Annotated in this window: 12 protein-coding genes; 2 read left to right on the forward strand and 10 right to left on the reverse strand. The window is 64.7% G+C overall.

Features of this window, described 5'->3' with window-relative positions:
- Positions 1 to 8: 8 nt before the first annotated feature.
- The 7 genes from CCR96_RS07780 to rlmH all read right to left on the reverse strand — a co-directional run bounded on the left by CCR96_RS07780 (position 9) and on the right by rlmH (position 13,224).
- Positions 9 to 2,864, reverse strand: a complete 2,856-nt coding sequence (locus CCR96_RS07780; protein ID WP_201219528.1) for a UvrD-helicase domain-containing protein — start codon at positions 2,862 to 2,864, stop codon at positions 9 to 11.
- A gap of 170 nt (positions 2,865 to 3,034) precedes the next feature.
- Entirely contained in the window at positions 3,035 to 4,492 is a 1,458-nt protein-coding gene (gene tldD, locus CCR96_RS07785; RefSeq protein ID WP_201219530.1) for a metalloprotease TldD, read from the reverse strand.
- A 104-nt stretch (positions 4,493 to 4,596) separates the two neighbouring features.
- Complete coding sequence (locus CCR96_RS07790; protein ID WP_201219532.1) at positions 4,597 to 5,424, reverse strand: carbon-nitrogen hydrolase family protein; 828 nt, start codon at positions 5,422 to 5,424, stop codon at positions 4,597 to 4,599.
- A 136-nt stretch (positions 5,425 to 5,560) separates the two neighbouring features.
- Entirely contained in the window at positions 5,561 to 10,291 is a 4,731-nt protein-coding gene (locus CCR96_RS07795; protein ID WP_201219534.1) for a YhdP family phospholipid transporter, read from the reverse strand.
- Positions 10,292 to 10,494: 203 nt separating this feature from the next.
- Positions 10,495 to 11,949 (reverse strand): ribonuclease G, encoded by a 1,455-nt coding sequence (gene rng, locus CCR96_RS07800; RefSeq protein WP_201219536.1) that lies wholly within the window; start codon positions 11,947 to 11,949, stop codon positions 10,495 to 10,497.
- A 55-nt stretch (positions 11,950 to 12,004) separates the two neighbouring features.
- Positions 12,005 to 12,703, reverse strand: a complete 699-nt coding sequence (locus CCR96_RS07805; RefSeq protein WP_201219538.1) for a Maf family protein — start codon at positions 12,701 to 12,703, stop codon at positions 12,005 to 12,007.
- Positions 12,700 to 13,224, reverse strand: coding sequence for a 23S rRNA (pseudouridine(1915)-N(3))-methyltransferase RlmH (gene rlmH / locus CCR96_RS07810; protein ID WP_201219540.1), 525 nt, complete (start codon positions 13,222 to 13,224; stop codon positions 12,700 to 12,702). Before rlmH ends, CCR96_RS07805 begins: the two co-directional genes overlap by 4 nt.
- Positions 13,225 to 13,374: 150 nt before the next feature.
- Between rlmH and CCR96_RS07815 the strand changes: the two genes are divergently transcribed.
- Positions 13,375 to 15,057 (forward strand): lytic transglycosylase domain-containing protein, encoded by a 1,683-nt coding sequence (locus CCR96_RS07815; RefSeq protein WP_242518723.1) that lies wholly within the window; start codon positions 13,375 to 13,377, stop codon positions 15,055 to 15,057.
- 68 nt (positions 15,058 to 15,125) lie between these two features.
- Here the strand turns inward: CCR96_RS07815 and CCR96_RS07820 are convergent, their stop codons facing one another.
- From CCR96_RS07820 to CCR96_RS07830, 3 genes are read right to left on the reverse strand one after another with little or no spacing between them, the layout of a single operon-like run.
- A complete protein-coding gene (locus CCR96_RS07820; RefSeq protein WP_201219542.1) occupies positions 15,126 to 17,486 on the reverse strand; it encodes a transglutaminase TgpA family protein in 2,361 nt (786 codons plus the stop codon).
- Positions 17,483 to 18,574, reverse strand: coding sequence for a DUF58 domain-containing protein (locus CCR96_RS07825; RefSeq protein ID WP_201219544.1), 1,092 nt, complete (start codon positions 18,572 to 18,574; stop codon positions 17,483 to 17,485). The genes CCR96_RS07820 and CCR96_RS07825 overlap by 4 nt, the downstream gene beginning before the upstream one ends.
- Positions 18,555 to 19,544, reverse strand: coding sequence for an AAA family ATPase (locus CCR96_RS07830; RefSeq protein WP_201219545.1), 990 nt, complete (start codon positions 19,542 to 19,544; stop codon positions 18,555 to 18,557). Before CCR96_RS07830 ends, CCR96_RS07825 begins: the two co-directional genes overlap by 20 nt.
- A gap of 220 nt (positions 19,545 to 19,764) precedes the next feature.
- Between CCR96_RS07830 and CCR96_RS07835 the strand changes: the two genes are divergently transcribed.
- A complete protein-coding gene (locus CCR96_RS07835) occupies positions 19,765 to 20,622 on the forward strand; it encodes a Uma2 family endonuclease (protein WP_201219546.1) in 858 nt (285 codons plus the stop codon).
- Positions 20,623 to 20,786: the final 164 nt, after the last annotated feature.

Here is a 20,786-nt window from a genome sequence, read left to right on the forward strand (position 1 = left end):
GCCGTCGATTAAAACAACGACTTCAAATCCGCCCCCTCATTGAGCTGCTGTAACATCCCACGCAGCTTTTCGATCGCCTTGTCACTGTACGCGTTGGGGTCCCAGACCTGTCCGCCCCAGTGGTAGACATCCTGTAACTGCGCGGCCAGCCGCTGCGGTTGTAACAGCTCGTAGATGCGCAGCCATTGGTCTTCGATGCGCAGCGCGAGTTGTGGGTTAAACAGATAATGCCCCTGCTTCCAGCGCTGGAACAGCTTGCGGTTGTAGGGCGCGTCGCGGTTGAGCTCGTTCTTGGACAGGATCGAGGAGATATAAGGGCGCTTCTTGCGCCGCTCGGGTACGATGGATTCCGGAAAATGCTCGAGCACGGCGGCGAAATCGGGCGCTGAGAGCAGGTGGCGGCGATGCGCCCAGCGCTCGCCGAGCCCTTGATAGAACAGCACCATGGCAATGCTGAGCATCAGATATTCCATCAGCCGTTGATCGAGCTTGATCAGGCGGCCGTCGACCTGGATGTCGATGCTCGGGGGCGCCAGGCGCTCGAACACCGCCGGCAGCTTGGTGCGCGCGAAGCGTTCATCGGCGCAGGCGCGGTCGAGGGCGATCTGAAAGGCGTTCAGGCCATTGCCGTCGACCAGACTGGTGTCGGCGTCGCGGTCGAGCAGCGCCTCGATCAGCTCGGCATTGCCGGTGCGGCTGGCGATCATCAACGGCGTCTGGCCGAAGACGTTGCGGAAGTCGACGCCGTATTGGTCGACCTCGCGCAGCACGCCGGTGGCATGCTTGAGGCCGTAGTTGAAGAAGTGTTTCTTCTCCAGCATCGACAGCGCCTTGTCCGGCTGCTTGGCGGCCTTGAGGCCCTGCTGGATCAGCCGGTTCATCAGGCGTTGGTCGCGGTAGACCAGCGCATACTCCATCAGCGCGATGCCGGCCTTCTTCTCGCCTTGGTCGAGCGCCTTCTGCTCCAGTTCGGTGAGCGCGTCACCACGCAGCACGGTCCAGGGCACCTGGCGTTGCTTGAGGATCTGCTCGCGGATGTCGGCGGCCTGCTCGTCCTTGCCCTGCAGCTCGAGGCGATGGGCCTCTTTGCGCCATTCCTCCAGGCTCGAGGTCTGCTCTTCGACATCGTCGACGCCTTCGTGGACCTCCGTCAGCCCCAGCAGGGCGAGCAGGTGCTGTTTGGGTCGCGGCTCGATCAGATACAGGTTCTTGACCGCGCGGGTCACCGCCACGTACAGCGCGTTGATGTAGAACTTATAGATCTCCAGCGATTTGTCGGTCTTGTCGCGGCTGCGGGCATAGCGCAGCTCGCCCTGCAGATCGGCCTCGCTGAGCTGACCGGCGATGTCGCGAAAGCGCTTTTCCTCGCTGGAGAGGAAGCCGTAGAGCAGCACATTCTCGTATTCCAGGCCCTTGGCCTCGTGGATCGAGAACACCAAGGGGGTGCGAAAATGCTTGCGCACCTCGGCCTTTTGCTCCGGGTGCAGCACCAGGATGGCGAAGCGCGCCGAGGCGGCGGTGCGCCGGTCGAGGTCGCGCTTGATCTGCTCGCTATCCTGCAACAGCCCGACACGGCCGCGCGCCGGGCCGCGGCTGCGCACCAGATAGTTGCTCTCCTTGTCGACCGAGCCGAAGCGGGCGTGCTTGATGTGCAACAAGCGGTTGGCGATCTCGGTGACCTGGGGCGAGTTGCGGAAGTTGGCGTTGAGGATGCGGATCAGCTCGGTGCCAGTCGCCGTTTTGGACGCATCGGCCTGCTCGCGCCAGAACAGCGTCTTGACCTTGGACCAGGAGAAGAAGTTGGGGTGGACGATCTGGTTCGAGTCGCCGCAGAGCAGGAAGCCGCTGCTGTCGCGCAGCGCGCGCAGGATCAGCAGCAGCTGCACATTGGTCAGGTCCTGCACCTCGTCGACGACGACGAAGTCATAGCGCGGCCGTACCCGCTCGAGCCAGGCGTGGCTGACCAGATTGGTGTCGAACCAGCCCTCCTCATCGAGGAAGCGCCGATACTTCTCGAACAGATCATAGACGCCGGCGCGGGTCTCGGGCGGGTAGATCGACTGCTTCACGCCGAGGCCGAGATAGGCCTCGCGGCTGAGGTAGGCGGACTCGGGGTCGGTGCCGGTGATGGCGCCTTGAAACTCCTCGAACAGCTGGTGGCTGTCTTTCAGATCCTTGGGCAAGCGCTGGCGCCCGGCCCAGCCGGCGAAGATGCGCGGCGTGATCTCCTTGCCCTCCGGCACCTGGATGCTCTCCAGATACTCGCGAAACGAGAGGAAGTCGACCTGCTGATCGTCGTTGGACCAACCGTTGGCGTAGTACAGCTCGCGGGCGTTTTGGACGAGGAAGGCCGAGCGCGTCACATAGAGGATGTCGCCGCTGGCATCCTTCATCTTCTCCAGCGTCAGCGCGGTCTTGCCGCTGCCGGCGGAGCCGATGATCACCAGCGGCGGTGGCTGCTGGTAGACCTGCTCTTGGTCGTCGTCGAAGGACAGCACCTTATCGAGCAGATGGAAGCGCGGCAGGCTCGGATTCAGGTACGGCAGCTCGGGCGCCTCATCGGCGGCGTCCGCGGTGACGGCGGGGATGCGCTCCTCATCGATCTGCACGCCACGGGCGAGAAAGCGCGATTTGTCGTAGGCGTGCTGCGGGATGTATTCCAACAGCAGCGCACAGCGCTCGCCCTCATGGCGATAGAGGGCGAACAGCAGGCGATTGCTGCGATCGAGCCGCGCGCGATAGAGGTTGTCGCCGATCTTCTTGACGTCGGCGGAGCGGAAGTCGTCGGCGCTGAGGTAGGCGACGAGCTTGTCGTAGCCGGGGATGGCGCTGGTGTTCAGGCCACGGTAGGTGAGAATCTTCATGGGCGTCCCAGGTGTCGGTGAGCGAGCCGGTCTCTTGCCGCACGCATCCTACCGCAAGATCCGGCCGACGCCCCGGTCTGGACACCGATCCGGCTGGCGCCCAATTCAGCAACCAGCCAGGGGGGCGCGCTCCCGATCGGTGTCCATCCCGCGCCTACGGCATCAAGGCTTCAGTCGCCACCGGCCCCACCAGTGCCGCCCACGGTCAGCGCATCGACCCGCAGCGTCGGCTGGCCAACCCCAACCGGCACGCTCTGGCCATCCTTGCCGCAAGTGCCAACACCTTCATCGAGCTTGAGGTCGTTGCCGACCATGCTGACGCGGGTCAGTACATCGGGGCCATTGCCAATCAGGGTTGCGCCTTTGACCGGGCGACCGATCTTGCCGTTCTCGATCAGGTAGGCCTCGCTGGCGGAGAAGGTGAACTTGCCGGAGGTGATATCGACCTGGCCGCCGCCGAAGTTGGCCGCGTAGAGTCCCTTCTCGACCGAGGCGATGATCTCGCCGGGATCATGGTTGCCGGCCAGCATGTAGGTGTTGGTCATGCGCGGCATCGGCAGATGGGCGTAGGATTCTCGGCGGCCGTTGCCGGTCGGCGCCATGCCCATCAGGCGGGCGTTGAGCCGGTCTTGCATGTAGCCGACTAGCACGCCGTCTTCGATCAGCGTGGTGCAGTGGGTCGGTGTGCCTTCGTCGTCGATGTTCAGCGAGCCGCGTCGACCGGGCAGGGTGCCGTCGTCGACGACGGTGACGCCCTTGGCGGCGACACGTTGATTGAGGCGGCCGCTGAACGCCGAGGTGCCCTTGCGGTTGAAGTCGCCCTCGAGCCCATGGCCGACCGCCTCATGCAGTAGCACGCCGGGCCAACCGGCGCCGAGTACCACGGTCATGGTGCCGGCGGGGGCAGGGCCGGCCTCCAGGTTGATCAACGCTTGGCGCACCGCCTCGCGGGCGAAGCCGAGCGCGCGATCCTCGGCCAGCATCCAGCCCAGATCCAGGCGCGCGCCACCGCCGCTATGGGCCTGCTCGCGGCGGCCGTTTTCTTCGACTACGGCGACCACGTTGAGGCGGATCAGTGGGCGGACATCGGCGCTCAGCCGGCCATCATCGGAGATGACGAGGATGGTGTCTTGCACGGCGACTAGGCTGGTCATGACCTCCTTTACGCGCGAGTCGATGCGGCGCGCCTCGGCGTCGACCCGATGCAGCAGCTCGAGCTTGGCCGCATCATCGAGACTCTCGATCGGGTTCATCGGCTCGTACAGCCGTTGCCTTGCCGGCATGCCGCTGCCGATGCTAACCGGCGCTGCACCACCGCCCCGGGCGATGGCGCGTGCGGCATCGGCGGCCTTGGTCAGGGCTGCGATCTCGAGTTCGTCGGAGTAGGCGAAGCCGGTCTTCTCGCCGCTGATGGCGCGCAGACCGGCGCCTTGCTCGATGTTGAAGCTGCCGTCTTTGACGATGCCGTCCTCGAGCATCCAGGATTGTAGCCGGCTGCTTTGAAAGTAGACGTCGGCGGCGTCGATCGCGGGGCTGCGGAGCGCGCCGATCAGGCGATCGAGGTCGCTGTCGCCAAGGCCGAAGGGCGCGAGGATGCTCTGGCGGGCGATGTCGATGGAGTCGGTCATAAGATTGCGTTGTTCGGTCTCTGGAGACGGTGGGCATTGGCCCGATATTGAAGGGAGTTGGGAGGTCAGCGTCGCTTTTTCCAGTGGCGGGCGCTGATTCCAAATCAGCGGCACTTGAGCCGCCGATGGTCGAGTACAGGGAAGGTGCGGCGGATCGAGGCCTGACGGTCGCGGTCGAGCGCGCAGCAGATTTGCCCGACGCCGCGCTCGATCTGTGCCAGCACATTGCCCCAGGGATCGACGATCATGCTGTGACCATGGGTCTCGCGGCCGCTGAGGTGGAAGCCGCCCTGTGCGGCTGCGACCACATAGGCCAGGTTCTCGATCGCGCGCGCGCGGATCAAGGTCTCCCAATGCGCCTTGCCGGTCAGCGCGGTGAAGGCGGCGGGAATCGCGAGGATCTCGAGGCCGCTATCGAGCATCCGGCGGGCGGCCTCCGGGAAGCGCAGATCGTAGCAGACCAGCACGCCGAGGCGGCCAAAGGGCGTGTCGACCACGGGGCTTTGATCACCAGATTCGATCGTCGCCGACTCCTGGTAACGCTCATTGGCGTCGGGCAGTACGACGTCAAACAGGTGCATCTTGTCGCAGCGTGCCACCCGATCGCCATGGGCGTTATAGATCAAGGTCGCTGAGCGCACTCGCGCAGGATTATTGGCGCGCAATGGGATGGTGCCGCCGACGATCCAGACGCCATAGCGGAGCGCGGTCTTGGCCAAGAAGTCCTGCAGCTGGCCGCTGCCATCGGACTCGACCAACGAGAGCATGTCGCGATCCTGCTTGCCCATGAAGGCAAAATTCTCCGGTAGCACCACTAAGCCCGCGCCGGCCTCGGCGGCACGGCCGATGAGGCGTTCGGCTTCGATGAGATTAGCGGTTGTGTTTGGGCCGGAGGCCATCTGCACGGCCGCGAGCTTGGAGATATCGGTCATGGGTATTCGATATGGTCAATTTTCCGTAACCATAGCACCACCGACCGAGTGGCTGCGATTCGCTTGTGGTACATATCTTGAATTGGCCGCAGTCTGCCGCGGCTTCTGCTGATGGGTTGCTCAGAACCTTGGTTGCTCAGAACCCCTCAAGGAATGGGTTCGATGCGTCTTCGGCGCCTGCGGGCGCTGGGGCTTTGGGTTTCGCTTGAGTGCCGGTGCTCGAGCCGGGGGCGGCGTCGGTCACCGCTGAGCCCCCGGCGGGTGCGTCATCGACAAACAGATTACCGACCGACGGCGAGCCAACGGTATCGACTCGCTTGATGACCGGGTCACGCCAGGGCCCGGTGACCTGGTAGGCATAGCGTCCGAGCCGCTCGACAGCCCCTTCGGTGACCTTGTCTGCCAGATAGACGGCGGCGCCGACCACGGGGCCACCTGCCACTGCGCTGGCGAGGGCAAGACCCACGCCGATCTTGGGCGTGACCTCGACCTGCTGGTCGAGCAGGCCGTCGACGAGGTTGGTACGGCCGGTGATGCGGATGTCGGCGGGAGGCGCCAGGATGTTGAGGTCGCGGATCGTCGCCTCGCCGCTGCCGATCGCGATCTCGCCGGTCATGCTGTCGAAGCTGAGGCCGTCTTCGAAGACATCACTGAAGTCGAGACTGAGCCTGCGGCTGAGTGCGCCGGTGTTGAGGATGCCGAGCATGCGGCCGACACCGGGCTCCATCGCGAGCATGCGACCGGAGCCGATCTCGATCTTCATCGAGCCGCGCGCCCGCGCCAAGGATAGGTCGCTCGGACCACCTGGCCAGCTAAGCGCAAGCTGCAGCGTGCCGGGCGCACCGCTCAACGCGCTGTAGAAGCCGCTCTCACGCAAGAGTTCGCCGACGGCGCTGCTCTTGGCGCTGACCTGGAGCGATGACTCGATATAGTCGGTGGCGTCGATCAGCCAGTCGCCGCTGCCGGTGGCGTCGACATGGGGGCCCGCCAGGGTCAGGGTTTCAAAGCGCACGCCGTTCGCAACCGCTTGGCTGCGGATGCGCAGTTGGCCAAGCAGATCCTCGCCATAGCGCAGTTGCTCGATCCTGAGGTCCAACGGGCCGAATTTCCGTGGATCGGCTCGCGCAAGGGGTTTGGGCTCGGGCGTTGCTCTGTCGTGCGCGGCGAGGATCGGCTCCATGTCGAGTCGATCAAGGCGGATTCGGCGCGGCTGCTCCGGATCGGCCGTCGTTGCTGGTAGTCTGATCTGACCGTCACCGGTCTGTTGGGCGCTGAAGCGAATATCCCAGCCGCCGGTCGGCTCAGGGGTGAGGACGGCCTCGACATCGTTCAGCTGTAAGTCACCGAGGTTGAGATCGGCGACCCGCAGCTGGACCGGCAATAGGCGAAATCCAGGCTCTGCGCCGTTACTTTGGTCGCCACCCCGCAGCGCCTTGAGATCCGCCTGGCCGAACCAGGTTATCCAGGGTTCGAGCGCTAAGCGTTCGAGCGCACCGCTAATCTGGATCGCGTTTTCTGGCGGCAAGGCCGTTGGCTGGCGGTTCAGATCGATCACCAACCGTGGCAGCTCGATCGCGCCATTGGGCTGTCGATCGATCTCGAGCAAGCCGCCAATAGCACCGTACTCGAGGTTGACGCTGAGCGGCCATTGGTTCTGGAATCGCCCGCTCAACTGGAGGTTGCGCGGCTCGCGGGCCGGCTTGCCAACCGGTGCGGGCAGGGCCAGGCCGAGGCCGCGCAGGTCTGAGCTAAAGGCAAAACGGATCGGCGGCTTTTGTGCCGCGGCGTCGCGGTTGTTGAGTGTCAGGCCGAGGTGCCAATCGAGCGTGCCGCTCACGAGCGACCAGAGCGGGCTTGGCAGCATATCGGAGAGCCGATCGACGCCGGTTCGGCCGCGAAGGCTGATTAGGGTGCGGCCATCGTCGGTGCCGCTGTCGAGCGTCTTGACGTCGACGTCGAGGGCCTGCCTGCCGAGCTGCGTTTGGATGCCGTCGGCCTCGATGCCGGTCTCGTCGAAGCGCAGGCGGCCAGTGATCTGGTCGAACTTGAGTTCGGTGCCGTTGATGCTGAGCGTTCGGTCTTGGCTTGGGTTGTCGCTGCCCGAGGCGACGGTCTCAAGGCTGAGGTCAGTGCTCCGATTCGCGTTCTGGTCGGCGCCTTCCTCGGCGCTAATTTCCTCGGCGCTGATTTCCTCGGCGCTGATCTGCGAAGGTGGTTCCCAGAGCAATTCGCCGGCGTAGCGAAAGGGCAGGGCTTGGTTCAGCGGTACGCCGAGCTGTAGACGGATACCGCCGTCGCCGCTGACCGCGACCGTCGAGGCGAGGCCGCCGAGCTGCTGTGCCAAAGGCGAGGTTGCTAGCAGATGCATCCCATCGGCAAGGGGGCCTTCGCCCTGGGCGTCGATCTCCAGATAGGTCGGTTGCCACAGGTTGGGCAGGCTGACGTGCCCGGCGTCGACCTGGCTGTTGAGGATCTCGGCGCTAGGGACATCGATCTCGAGGCTGCGGTTCTCGAACCGCAGGGTTGCCGCAATCTGCTGGAGCGGCGGCCAGCTGAGCGCCTGCGTCTGCTCGGCGTTGCTGAGGCCTGTTGTCGGCGGCTCTGCGGCCTGCGCAGCAACGCCGTAGTCGAGCACACCGTCGACAGCGCGTAGCTCGAGGATGAAGCGCCCTTCTTGGTCATCGAATGGAAAGCGTTCGAGGGGGCCGCGTAGCAGTAGATCCCCAGATTCCAGACGGCCAGCAACCACGGCCTGGAGCAGCCAATCCTCTAGGCGGTCATCCATGATTCCGACTGGCAGCCAGCGTGGGAGTGCCGAAATGCGGCCATTGCGTAGATGTGTGTGCAGGTCGATGAAGGGATTGACGCCAGAGGGGTGGAGACAAAGACTGAGGCGGCTGAGGGTTTCCAGATCCTGGGTCTCGGCGCTGAGTGCTTCGGTCCAGAGGTGGATCGAGCCGGCCGGCATCAGGCGCCAAGCGAAGCGGCCCTTGAAGCGGGTGAAACGATGCGGCTTGGCGAACAAGGGTTGCAGGTCGATGCCGACGTTGCTGTCATCGACGCTGGCGTAGCCACCGCGTGGGCCGAGATCGATGCTGAGATCGAGCCCGGAGAGTGACGGGAGGGCGGCGCCAGTCGATGTGGCAGGCGATGCGCGCTGTGCCTTGGTGTCGATCGTCAAGTTCTCGATCTCGGCACTGAGACGCCAGTCGCTGATCGTGAGCGCTGTCCAGTCCAGCTCAGTCTGGTGTGCAGAGCCACTGCTGTGCTCGAGATCCTCAGGCTCGGTGTTGCTCGTTCTGGTTTGCTGCTGGAGCTGTTCGATAGCGGCGGTGGGGTTGCCAGCGAGTTCTGGCAAGGCGGGTTCTGGCAAGGCGTCCGTTGGCGCGGTGAGCGTCATGCGAAGCGCGAGATTCCGGGTCAGCCCATGGAGCCCGCCCTGACCGAGCGCGACGATCGGTTCGGGGAGATCAGGCACGATCAAGCTGAGCGCCTCGGCAATTGGCCCAATCTCGAGCGTGCCAATGGTGGCAAAGAGGTCGGCGGCGGGCACAGAGGCATGCTCGGTCCCGGAGGCCTGGTTGTCTCCGGGGTCATGGTCGAGCGCTGCGGTATGGTCGGGCGCGGATGCATGATGAGGCGCGGATGTACGATCGCTGGATGAGCCGGGCGCAGTCGCTCGGGGTGGGGCCGAGACCCGCAGGTAGCGGACCTGTGCCTTGGTCGGCGCTGATCGGGTTTCCCCAGGCAGCTCGAGATCGCCGAGGTCGAGCTGCCAACCGCGTGCCTGTCGCTGCCAGCGTGCCAGGCCCGCGAGGTCGCCGAGGTTGATCTGATGAGGTTGCCGCTGGTTCCTGAGATGGAGCCCTTGGATTTCGACGCGTGCCAGGGATTGCGTGAGCCGACCCTGCTCGAGCTGATTCCAGCTCTGGATTCGGAAGCGGCTCGAGTCTGGCGCGAGCTGATTCGGCAAGAGCCCGCGCGCGATCAGTCCGAGATGGGTCCCGTCGGTTCGCGCGTAGAGGCGACCGGACCAACGCTCGGGATGCTGTGGTGGGCCGTCGAGCTGGCCCAAGATTTCAAGTGTGCTAGCCCGATTCGTCTCCGTTGGCGCCTCTTCAGCCGCAATGTTTTCGTTAGCCGCAATGTTTTCGTTTTCGGTCGTATCGGGGCTAGGGTCCTGGGGGCCGGGCGCATGGCGTCCTTGCGCATGGCGTCTTGTCGCATCGATCGTGGCTGGGTCGAGCGCAACCGCACGCAGGCGAAGGTCGTGGCGTTGACCGTGATTGGCGAGTTCGGCAAGCTCGATGCGGACGTGGTAGCTGAGATCCCCTGCACTCAAATCGCGCCAGCTCAGATGGCTGTCGAGCAACCGGAAGCGCCCCTCGCGGAGGAAAAAGTCCAGTGCCTGGGTATCGTTTCCCTGCATCGAATCCAAGCCGAGCAGCCGAATGTGGCCGTCTGCGTCGCGCCGCACCTGCAGCTCGGCGCCGACCAGGCTCATTGCTTCGATCCGCGGCCGCAGCGCATTCAGTGTGGCCAGCAGGTCGAGATCGATGCGCAGGATACGTGCCGAGAGCAGCGGCTGGCGCGGCGCTGAGGCAGCCGCAGGTGCCAAAAGCCGGGCATCGGCAAAGCTGAGTGTCGGCGTTAGCCCGCGTAGCTGGATCGATAGGCTGCCGACCTCAACCTCGACGCCCAAGGTATCGCTGAGGCGTGCAATCAGTGTTTCGCGCAGTCCATCTGCCTGTGGCAACAGCAGCCGCACGCTGACGGATAAGACCGCGAGCGCGATGATCGCGGCCGCGAGAACGGCAGCTGTGCCGCTAACTAAGCGCCTTGAGCGCCGATGCAAGGTTTGCGTCATCTCGCTGTTGTCGAGGTTTCGGGCCCTGGCGGCCGCTGCACCTGTGCCTGCCCCCGCCGCTTTGGCTGCCTGTTGTGGTCCCAAACGCCCGTGGCGCGGCCCCCGCCTGGAACAGGCATGGCCTGAGATTCAGGCATCCGTCTCCGGGGGCAGGCCGCGCTGGCGAGCAGTTTGTGTGATGCAACGCGCCATCCGTATGGCGATCAGATCAAGACCACATCGTATTGCTCTTGAGTATAGAGCGATTCGGCCTGTAGCTTGATCGGCTTGCCGATGAACTCCTCGAGCTCGGCGAGATGCCCTGATTCTTCGTCCAGCAGTCGATCGATCACCTCTTGTGAGGCCAGCACCAACAGTTGCTCGACCTCGAACTGGCGCGACTCACGCAGGATCTCGCGGAAGATCTCATAGCAGGTGGTCTCGGCGGTCTTCAGTGATCCACGCCCATTGCAGCAGGGGCAGGGCTCACAGAGGATATGCTCGAGTGATTCATGGGTGCGCTTGCGTGTCATCTCGACCAGCCCGAGCGCCGAGACCTCGGTGATGTGGGTCTTGGCGTGATCGCGCGCGAGGCACTTCTCGAGCGCGCGCAGCACCTGGCGCTTGTGCTCCTCGTCGGTCATATCGATGAAATCGATGATGATGATGCCGCCGAGATTGCGTAATCGAAGCTGGCGGCAGATCGCTTGCGCTGCTTCCAGATTGGTCTTGAAGATGGTCTCCTCGAGATTGCGATGGCCGACGAAGGCGCCCGTGTTGACGTCGATGGTGGTCATCGCCTCGGTCTGGTCGATGACCAGATGGCCGCCGGACTTGAGCTGGACCTTGCGCTGCAGGGCCTTCTGGATCTCATCCTCGACCCCGTAGAGGTCGAACAGCGGCCGCTCGCCGCCATAGTATTCGATACGATCGACGATCTCGGGGATGTACTTCACCGCGAACGGGCGCGCCTTGTCGACGGTGGCGCGCGAGTCGATCCGCACCCGCTCAACCTCAGGTGTCACCAGGTCGCGCAGTGCGCGCAACGCCAATGGCAGATCGTCGTGAATTAGGCCGGTCTCGCTGGTGTTGCCCGCGCGCTCGCGGATGCCGTTCCAAAGCTTGGCGAGAAAGGCCATGTCGCGGCAGAGGTTCTCGTCACTCACCGTTTCCGCTGCGGTGCGGGCGATATAGCCGCCGACACCTTCGTGCTCATCGACGTAGGCTTGCAGCACCTCGCGTAGGCGCTTGCGCTCGTCGTCGTCTTCGATCTTTTGTGAGACGCCGGTGTTGCCGAGTCGCGGCATGAAGACCAGGTAACGCGAGGCAATGGAGATGTTGGTGGTAAGCCGTGCACCCTTGCTGCCGAGCGGGTCTTTGACCACCTGCACCAGAATCGGGTCGCCTTCCTTCACGAGGCTGTTGATGTTATCGCTGCGCGCCTCGCCTTCCGGGCTCATGATGTCGGAGGCGTGCAAGAACGCCGCGCGATCGAGGCCAATCTCGACAAAAGCCGCTTGCATCCCGGGCAACACCCGGCAGATACGCCCGCGATAGATATTGCCGACTAGCCCGCAGCGCTCGGCGCGCTCGATGATGATCTCCTGCACGACGCCGTTCTCGACGACGGCGACGCGCGTCTCCGGTGGCGTGATATTGATGAGGATCTCTTCGCTCATCGTCGGGCCGCAAGCAGTGCGGCGGTGTGGCTCAGTGGCATGGGTCTTGACCTCGTTATGATTTGATGAGCGACGCGAGCGGGTCGATGCCATGCTCGCGTAGTAGCTGCGCGGTTTCGAACAGTGGCAGACCGACGACGTTGCTGTAGCTACCGCGTACCGCCTCGATGAAGATCGCTCCCAAGCCTTGGACCGCATAGGCGCCAGCCTTATCCGCGGGCTCGCCGCTCGCCCAATAGGCGCGTGCCTCCGCAGACCTGATTGGACGCATCTGGACCTCGGTCTCGACTAAGACCTGTCGCTGTAAGGGTGGGTTGTGCGTCGGTGGATCGCCGGTTATGGCTGGCGCCAGCAAGGTCACGGCTGTGAGTACCCGGTGCCGACGCCCGGAGAGCAAGGCTAGCATCCGCAGCGCCGCATCGGCATCTACCGGCTTGCCCAGGATCTGCGGGCCGATGACGACCACGGTGTCAGCGGCGAGCAGGGGTTTGCTGGCGCGCCCGTTCAATGTGGCCCAACCGGCATGCGCCTTGGCCTGTGCGATGCGGACTACGAAGCGCTCTGGCGCCTCGTGCTCTGCGGGTGTTTCGTCGATCTCGGCGATGACGACTTCTGACCTTAAGCCCAGCTGCCCCAGTAGCTCGAGCCGGCGTGGGGAGCGCGAGGCCAGATAGAGGTCGGTAGCACGGGGAGCCGGCGTCGACACCTTAGGATCAGTCGCTGGGTCATCAGGGCTGTGGTTGTGATCGGTCATGCTGATCCGCGGTGGTAAGGATGGCCCTGCGTCAGGGTCCAGGCTCGGTAGAGTTGTTCCGCGAGGATGACACGCACGAGTGGATGGGGAAAGGTCAAGGGTGAAAGCGACCAGCGCTGCTCGGCCCGCGCCAAGCAGTCGCGCGAGAGGCCGTCGGGTCCGCCGACCAAGAACGCCAGGTCCCGACCATCCGCCATCCAGGCCTCAAGCTCGCGCGCGAGCGCCTCGGTGCTCCAAGTGCGCCCGCGCACGTCTAGCGCAACCGCCAGCGCGGTGCTCGGGGTCGCTTTCAGGAGTCGCTCGCCTTCATCCGCCAGCAACCGGTCGCGCTCTGCCGGTGACAGCTGTGCGCGCTGACCCGACTTGCTGCGACCGCGGCCTAAGCCCTTGCCCCGCGCCGCGGGCTCGATCTCGACCAGCGACAGGGCGCAGCTCGGCGGTAGACGCTTCGCATACTCGGCAAAGCCTTCGTTGACCCAGGTTGGCATGCGTCGGCCGACGCAAAGGAGTTGGATACGCATCGGGTTGCGGTAAACGGCTGCTCATCAGCATCGGTGGAGTGTCAGTGGAGTATCGCAGCGAATGCCGATCAGCTCTTGCGAAATCGTCTCAGGTAGGCGAGGATTCTCGCTGTTTTCATTCACAATACCTGAGGAGGTCGCGGTTGCGCCATGAGCAAGCCACTAGGGACCCGCATCGAATCGCCGATTGATCAACTTGCCCTGGGTGCCAGCGGCAGCATGCCAGGTGGCTTGGCCGGTGGCATTCCCCGTCGTCTGATGGAAGAGGTGCGGTTGCGCTCTCAGGGTGTGATAGAGGCTAGAACCCGCAGCCTGTTGTGGGCGTTTGCCTTGCTGGCGCTGGTTGCTCTCAGCGGCTGCGGGGGTGGCTCCAATCTACGCGGCGACTCCGTCTCCAAGATCGAATACGACAACAGTGGCCCGTTCCCGGTCCCCGAAGAGATCCAGCCCAATGTCGACTTCTGGCGCCATGTCTACGGCATCTGGAGTCGCGGCCAGGTCGCCTTCCATGACAATGAGCACATGGGGGTGATCTATGAGGTTGGCGAGTTGCCCGGCGCGGTACAGGAAGGCTACACCAATGAACAGCGCGCCTGGGTCAAGGCGCGCGAGGCGATGTATCGGGATCAGCTGCGCTCCCTCGAGCGTAAGGTGCGCGAGCGCGCACCGCTCTCCTCTACTGACAAGGCGCTGCTGGCAAAGATCGAGCAGGGTGCAGGCAAAGGGGCGGTCTATGGGGCCTCTGATCGGCTTCGCAGCCAGCGTGGGGTGCGCGAGCGCTTCAAGCGCGGATTGGAGATCAGCGGCCGCTACGATCCCCATTTTCGCCAGATCATGACTGCGAAGGGCGTGCCTGAGGATCTGGCCTACCTGCCCCACGTCGAGTCTTCATTCCAGACCCATGCACGCTCGAGCGTTGGCGCCGCCGGCATCTGGCAATTCATGCCGGCGACTGGGCGTGAATACGGCATGCGGGTAGATCGGACCATTGACGAGCGGCTCGATCCCATCACCTGTGCTGACAGCGCGGCCAGCTATCTATCGGCGGCCCATCGCAAGCTTGGTAGCTGGCCGTTGGCGATCACTTCTTACAACCACGGCAAGGGCGGCATGGCGAACGCCAAGGCCCAATATGGCGACGACATCGGCAAGATCGTCAAGCACTACAAGGGGCGTGCCTTCGGCTTTGCCTCGCGTAACTTCTATGCCTCGTTCGCCGCTGCCCGCGAGGTGGCCGATCATCCGCAGCGCTACTTCCCGGAAGGGGTGAACTACGAGCAGCCCTGGTCCTATGAGCGCTTGGTGCTCCGTAGCCCGATGCCGGCGCATCACGTTGCGAATCACTACGGCGTCTCGACCGCCAGCCTGGCGCGCGCGAATCTGCACTGGCGTGATCCGGCTGTCGATGGTCGCGCACAGCTGCCGGCCGGGAGCACAGTCTGGCTACCCGCTGGCAGTACGCGCCGTGTTGCCGCCCATCCCCCGGCCTACCGAGATCGCATAAGCGTGCCGTCCACCGCGACCCTCGTGGTTCGCAACGACAGCGGCTCTGGGGCGCAGGCAGCAAAGACCGGCTCGGTGAGGCTGGCGAGTAGCAGTACCGCCAAGTCGACAAGCGCAAAGGCCCCGGCCGCTAAGCCGGCGAGCGCACAATCATCGGCAACGACTAAAGCGACGCCAAAGGCGAAGTATCACATCGTCAAACCGCAAGAGACCCTCTATCGCGTCGCGGTCAACAACGGTATCTCAGTCGACAAGCTGCGTCAGCTCAATCAGCTTGACCCGAATGACAACACCATCCGGGTTGGTCAGAAGCTTAAGGTGAGCGGCTAGAGCGTCTCGAAGAGGCCCGAACATGAACCCTCTCGCAGGACCGCTCTGGCGCGGTGCCGTCAGGGGGATTATGGAAGAAGTTGATGGGATAGTTGCTCATCGCGGGATTGGCTGGTCGCGGCGGTTTCTATGTCTGGAGATCGCGGTCTGGAGATCGCGGTCTGGAGATCGCGCGACGGCCGGAATCGGTTAACCTGCCGGCACAGTATCCGATGCTCGGTCTCTGTTGGAGGCGCTTGGTAGCGCAGCCTAAGATAGCTGTCGACGATGGCGTCGACCGTCGGCTCTAAGTCGGGCCGCGCCTTGAGGATGCGTGCGCGATAATGCAGCGGGGCTTCGTGGTGTTGCGGCCCAAGGCCGATGCGGCTGAGCCGTTGGCCAAAGCGTTGCCAGCAGCGTTGGATCGGATCGCGTGACCTTGGCCGGCGTGCGAGCGCGAATGCCCAGCCAAGCATCACCGCTGATCCGGCGACCGTCATCAGCAGCGCTAACCCGTACTCGCGGAGCTGTCCGAGGCCGAGTTGGTCCAGCAGCCGGAATTGGTCGCGGCTCGAATAGCCGAGCACCCAGTTCTTCCAGCTGGAGTCGAAGGCGTCGGCCAGGAAGCGGGCACCGCGGACCAGTCGGCCCAGGGCGCTGGTCTCTTCGACCCGGAAGCGCGCCGGGGCTGAGCGGCCCAGGGTATCAAAGCGCAGCTCGCGCTCGACGCGCGCGGGGTCGATCGCCGCGGTGGGGTCGACGCGGGTCCAGCCGCGCCCGTCGAGCCAGACCTCGGCCCAGGCGTGGGCGTCGGATTGGCGGATCAGATAATCGCCGCTGAGCGGGTTGTATTCACCGCCGAGATAGCCGAGCACGATGCGCGACGGGATGCCGGCAACACGCATCAGCAGCACGAAGCTCGAGGCATAGTGCTCGCAGAACCCGGCTTGGGTCTCGAACAGGAAGGCATCGGTTGGGTTGGCACCCAGCGCTGGCGGTAGCAGGGTGTAGCGAAACGGCGGTTGGCTGAAGAAGGTCAGCGCGTGCTGCACGATTTGCGTTGCTGTGTTCGAGCTTGCCTGCCAGTCGGCGACGAGCGTCTGCATGCGTTCAGAGATGTTCGGCGGCAGCTGCAGCGCGGCTTGCTCATGGGCTGGCGAGAGTTGGCGCATCCGCTCATCGATCACCGAGCTGGCGCGGTACAGCCGGAGATCGGTCACCGGCTCATCGGCGATGAGCTGGAAATCGGCGGTGAGCCGCGAGCGTTGCGGTAGCTCCGTGGGCAGCTCGAGTGCGAACAGCCAGCGCTGATCGGTCGGCTCGAGTACGACGGTATAGCTGATGGGCTCGCTGAGAAGTTCACGGATTGGCGCGCCATCAATGGGCTGACTGTTGTTTGCTCGCTTCGATGCCGATGCCGATGCCGATGCCGATGCCGATGCCGATGCCGATGCCGATGCCGATGCCGATGCCGATGCCGATGGTGTACGCGTGGGCGATGGGGTGTCGGCTGCTGAGGTCGGCGCTGGCGCGGGTGATTTGGAGACCGCTGGCGTTGGCGCTGGCATTGATGCCTGGGGGGCTGTCGACGCTTGCGCTGGCGCTGGCGTGGGCGCGGCGGAGGATGCATCGAGTGGTAGCCAGCGCTGACCATTGGTGCGCCAGAGCACGGGGCCGCGCCAATAGAGGTCGTTGATCGTCAGACCTTGGGGCAGCGGCGGCTCCTGGTCGAAGCGCACTCGAAAGGCATCCTCGCCAGAGAGGATCAGCTCGCTGATCGAGCCGGGCTCGAGCCAGTCCTTGAGTCCGCTGACCGCGCGTTCATTGCCAAGTCGCAGATCCCAGAGCGGGGCATCGAGGCGTGGAAACAGCACGAACAAGACCAAGGCCAGTGGCGCGGCCTGGACGGTCAGCATCAGCGCCATCCGGCCAGCAGCGCGCCAGTCCGCCAGGCGCTGATCGGAGCGTCCGGCAACGCTGAGGTCGGCGAGCAGGGCGACCGCGCCGATCAGCATCAGCAGCATCCAGGCCGTGAGCCAGGGTGAATCGCCGAACAGAAACTGGATCACCAACAAGAAGCCGAAGGCGGTGACCAGCACCCGCAGATCGCGGCGGCTGCGGCTCTCCAACCGCTTCAGCGCGATCATGGTCAGGAGCAGGGCGCTGCCGGCGTGTTGGCCGACCAGCGAGCGGTAGCTCTCGAAGACGATCAAGCCGCCGAGCAGGGTGAGCGCGAACAGACTCCAGCGATTCGGCTGTAGACGCGGCCAGCGAATCGCCGCGCCGCTGATCAGCAGGAGACCGAGGATGAAGAGGCTGACCTGCGCGCGCAGTTCGAGCAACAAGGGAGCGGCACCGAGCCCGAGCAGCAGGGTCGCGGCGGCGAGCTGCCAGCGATCTGAGGGGCGATCGCGGTAGCGGTCTTGATGTCGCTTGGGTTGCTGATTCATGTCGAGCCTCGCAACGTGCCAGCAAACGGGCTCTGGCTGGTGATATCAGGCGCGCTCTGGCTGGGATCAGAACCCGCACCAAATCTGCTGATATCAGCGACATCGGCCGGACAGCGGGCGAGCGCCTCCAGGCAGCGCCGCTGATGCGGCTCGCCCCGCCCGCTGGGGATCAACAGCGGGCCAAGCCTGAGCCCATAACGCAGACCGCGCGCATCGGCATCGAGCACCTGGCGCGTCAGCAGTGACAGCCGCTGTTCCAGGTCGCCAGGGTGTTGGCGCAGGTCGAGCTGCACCTGGGCGGATTGATCAGCGCCAAACTGCTTGGTCACCAGGCCGCGCTCGCGGGCCAGCACCTTCCAGTCGATCTGTCGTGGCGAGTCACCGTCGCGATAGGCGCGCGCGCCGATGTAATCATCGGCGCCTTGGTCTGGCGCGTCGCGAGCGGCTTCCAGCGCGTTGGCCCGCTGCGCTGCCGTGATCGCCAGTCCCGGTGGCGGTGCCTGCGGCGCCGGGCGCGGATAGACCAGCACCTTGGCCGGGGTGCGCACCAGCGCCCAGGCGCGGAACAGGCCGAGGGGATAGCGGGTCTCGATCAGCAGTTCCTCGAGTCGCATCAGCCCGCGCTGATCAGCGCTGACGGACAGGTCGATCTCGACATGGCGACCGGCGGCGACCTCGGCGCATTCGCCACCGCGCAGACACAGCTCGCCATGGCGCCGACCAGATTGATTCCAGAACTCGACCCGAAACCGCGCCGACTGACCGCGGAAGGTCGGCGCGGCATCGGCGCAGCGCACCGAGAGTCCGAGCAGGTTGTACCAGCAGTAGTGCATGCTCAGCAGCGCGATCCCGGCCATCAGAAAGGTCAGCAACAGCCCGAGGTTGTTCTGATAGTTGAGCGAGCCGAGCAGGGTGGCGAACAACATGGCGCCAAAGGTGACGCCGGTGCGGGTCGGCAGGATATAGATCCGCCGTGCGCCGATGCGCGTCACGCCCTGTTGATCGTGGGGGTTGCGGCGCATCAGTCCGTCGAGCCAGCGCTGGCGTGATGGTGTCACCGTTGACGCTTCAAGGGATGGGGACGGCATCGAGGATCTGCGCCGCAACGGCTGGATCAGTGCGCAGGCCCTGTTCGGTCTCTTGCGCCAACCGGTGCGGGACCACTGCCGGGAGTACCTGCTGGATGTCGTCCGGCGCGACATAGTCACGACCCTCGACCATCGCCCAGGCCCGGGCGGCGCGCAGCAGACCGAGACCGGCGCGCGGCGAGAGCCCATGCCGAAAACGGGTGCTGGAACGGGTGTACTGGAGGATGTGCAGGCAGTAGTCGATGATCGGCGGCGCGGCATGGATGCCATCCAGGCGTGCCTGCGACTGCGTCAGCGTCTCGGCGTCGATCAGCGGCTGCAGCCCGGCGACCATGGCGCGTCGATCCTCGCCGGCGAGCAGGATGCGCTCTTGCGCCTGGTCCGGATAGCCGAGCGCGATGCGCATCAGGAAGCGGTCGAGCTGCGACTCCGGCAGCGCAAAGGTGCCGATCTGGTGCGCTGGGTTCTGGGTGGCGATGACGAAGAAGGGCCGCGGCAGCGCCCGGGTCTCGCCATCGGCGGTCACCTGACGTTCCTCCATCGCCTCGAGCAGCGCGCTCTGCGCCTTGGGCGTGGCGCGATTGATCTCATCGGCCAGCACCAGCTGCGCGAACACCGGCCCGGGATGAAAGCGAAACTGCTCCGCGGCACGGTCATAGACCGAGACCCCGAGCACGTCGGCCGGCAGCATGTCGCTGGTGAATTGGATGCGCGCATACTGTAGTCCCAGCAGGCGCGCGAGCAGATGCGCGAGCGTGGTCTTGCCAACCCCTGGCAGATCCTCGATCAGCAGATGGCCGCCGGCGAGCAGGCAGACGAAGGCCAGTTTGATCTCATGGGTCTTGCCGAGGATCACCGAGCCGGCGGTCTCGATCAGTGCGGCGAAGGGGCTCGTGCGGGAGCTGCGATCCTTGCCTGTGGCGGGTTTGATGGGCGGGGGCTGGGTCGCGCGATTGTCTGCAATGGTCATAACGGGTTCCTGCGGTCATCGGCCCCTAGTCTAGCCTCTGATGGTGCTGCGAGAGGAAACGGTAAGTCCGGCTGTCCCGGTTGCCAGCGCGAAAAGCGGCCATCTAAGCCGGGAGGGGGTGACGCTCGTATTCGCCCTCGCTCTCAATCGCCTTCCTCAATGGCCTTTGGTATTGTCAGTTCACTGGATTGCTCAAGCGCGCCGAGGAGGGTCCGCGATCATGCCACCACCTGCCATCGCCCTGACCGATGCGCCCGCGATCGGTCTCGATCCCAATCCGCCAGCGGGCACGCGGGTCAGCGAGGCCGATTACTGGGCCTACTACTACGAGCACGAGAACGGTTACGAATGGAACGACGGTATCCTGGAGGTCAGGCCGGTGTCCGATACCTTGACCATGCGGGTTTACCACTGGCTGCTGCAGTTGCTGCAGTTCTATCTGCAGACTCACAACAATGCCCAGCTGACCACGCTGGAGATGGGTTTTCGCTTGCGCCTCGCCGACAAGGTCGCCATCCGCAAACCGGATCTCGGGATCGTGCTCGACAGCAACCCGATCCCACTCGCCGATCTCGATCGCTCCTACAAGGGCACCTTCGATCTCTGCGTCGAGGCCCTCTCCGATAGTACCCCGGCCGAGATCGCCCGCGACACCGAGCAGAAGCGGCGCGAATACGAGGCCGCCGGGGTGCGCGAATACTATATCTTGCACCATGAGCCGCACTGGCAGCGGTTCTATCGGCGCAACGCCTTTGGGCGTTATCAACCGATCCTGACCGACGAGGGCGTGGTGCAGTCCGAGGTGGTGCCGGGCCTGCGCTTTCGGCTTGAGGATCTGCGGCGTCAGCCGGGTCCAGCGGCGATGCTCGAGGATGCGGTCTATGCGCCCTTTGTGTTGCCTCAGTGGCAGCGGGAGCGGCAAGTGTTGGAGGCCGAGCGCCAGGCGCGCATATCCGCTGAGCAGGCGCGTCAGCAGGCTGAACAGGCGCGCCAGCAGGCCGAGCAGCTCGCGCAGCGGGAGCGTGCGGAGAAAGAGATCCTTCTCGCGGAGCTGGCTCGTCTGCGCGGTGGCTCCTGACGCCAATTTAGCGCAAAGCTCGCGACCCTGCCTCGCCGCTCGCCTAAGGTTCGTGACTCGGCGCCACCCGGACAATGAATCAAGCGAGAGTCAGGTTAACGCACAGGGTGCCGCGCCGCCCTGGCAGATGAATCGCGCGAGATTCACGTTAATTGCTTCGGTCA

Origin of the sequence: Halochromatium roseum (assembly GCF_016653315.1) — a bacterium.
Lineage (GTDB): Bacteria > Pseudomonadota > Gammaproteobacteria > Chromatiales > Chromatiaceae > Lamprobacter > Lamprobacter roseus.